At 64.1% G+C, this 1,165-nt stretch carries 1 protein-coding gene and 1 pseudogene; both read left to right on the top strand.

The genetic code is table 11. The features are described 5' to 3' along the window. Positions 1–391: pseudogene (locus AC1D00_RS42100) on the top strand (TetR/AcrR family transcriptional regulator); the annotation flags it as partial. Between the two features lie 64 nt (positions 392–455). Next, positions 456–1,165 (top strand): SDR family NAD(P)-dependent oxidoreductase (locus AC1D00_RS42105; RefSeq protein ID WP_477014774.1); only part of this gene is annotated, 710 nt, incomplete at its 3' end.

Below are 1,165 nucleotides of genomic sequence, written 5' to 3' on the forward strand. Positions count from 1 at the left end.
GGCGCGCGCGACCGGCCGCTCGACAGCCGCGGCCGCTGCACCTCCCGACGAACCCCGCGGCGCGGAGATCGCGTTTTACCTCAGTGGCGACCATCGCGGAGAAAAGATGGACGGCTGCCCGATCGTGGCGCTCGGCTCGGACGCCGCCCGACAGGGCCCCGACGTGAAGGCGGAATTCGAAGCGGGAATCAAAGCGCATCTCGACGTGCTCGGCCGCTTCATCGCCGGGACCGGCGACGAGGCCTCGCGCGGCAAGGCCATGGCCATTCTCGCGACGATGGTCGGCGCGGTGACGCTATCGCGCGTCGTCAACGACCCTGACCTGGCTCAGGCGCTTTTGGATGCCGCGGCCAAACAGGTTCGCGGCGCCGCTGCCGATCGAAAAGGATGAGCCGGTGCTCTGATTGAGAATGTGGCCGAGCCCCATTGGCCGATCAATAGATGAGGAAGAGACAATGACCAGCTTCGCCGGAAAATGGGCTCTGATCACGGGCGCGTCGAGCGGCCTCGGCCTTGAATTCGCAGATCTACTGGCGGCGCAGAAAGTGAACCTCGTATTGGCGGCCCGACGGCGGGAGTCGATGGAAACGCTTGCCTCCGATCTCCGCCGCAAATACGGCGTGGATGTGCTCGTCGAGGCAATCGATCTTGCCTCGCCGGGCGCGGCCAGCCGCCTGAAAAGCAATCTCGACGCGAGGTCGGTGGCGATCGACATCTTACTGAACAATGCCGGATACGGCTTGCACGGCGATTTATTGGAGACACCGATCGAGCGCACCGCGAATATGATCCAGCTCAACATCACGACGCTCACAGAGCTGACCTATCTTTTCGGCCGCGATATGGCTAAGCGGCGATCTGGATATATCCTTCTCGTCGCCAGTCTCCTGGCGTTCCAAGCCGTCCCCAGCTACGCGGCCTATGCCGCGAGCAAGGCTTATGTACTTGCCCTTGGCGAGGCCTTGCATGACGAATTCCGCCCGCACGGTGTGGTCGTTACCAGTCTCTGCCCGGGGCACACCGCCACGGGTTTCGATGCGGCAGCCGGCGCAACCACATCGGCCTTGCTGCGCCTCCTCACCATGAAGCCGCGTCCGGTCGCCGCGACCGGTATTCGGGCGCTCTTGCAAGGAAGGGCTATGGTGGTCGCGGGCCTGTCGCTGTC

The organism is Bradyrhizobium sp. P2_E8, from assembly GCF_056403875.1.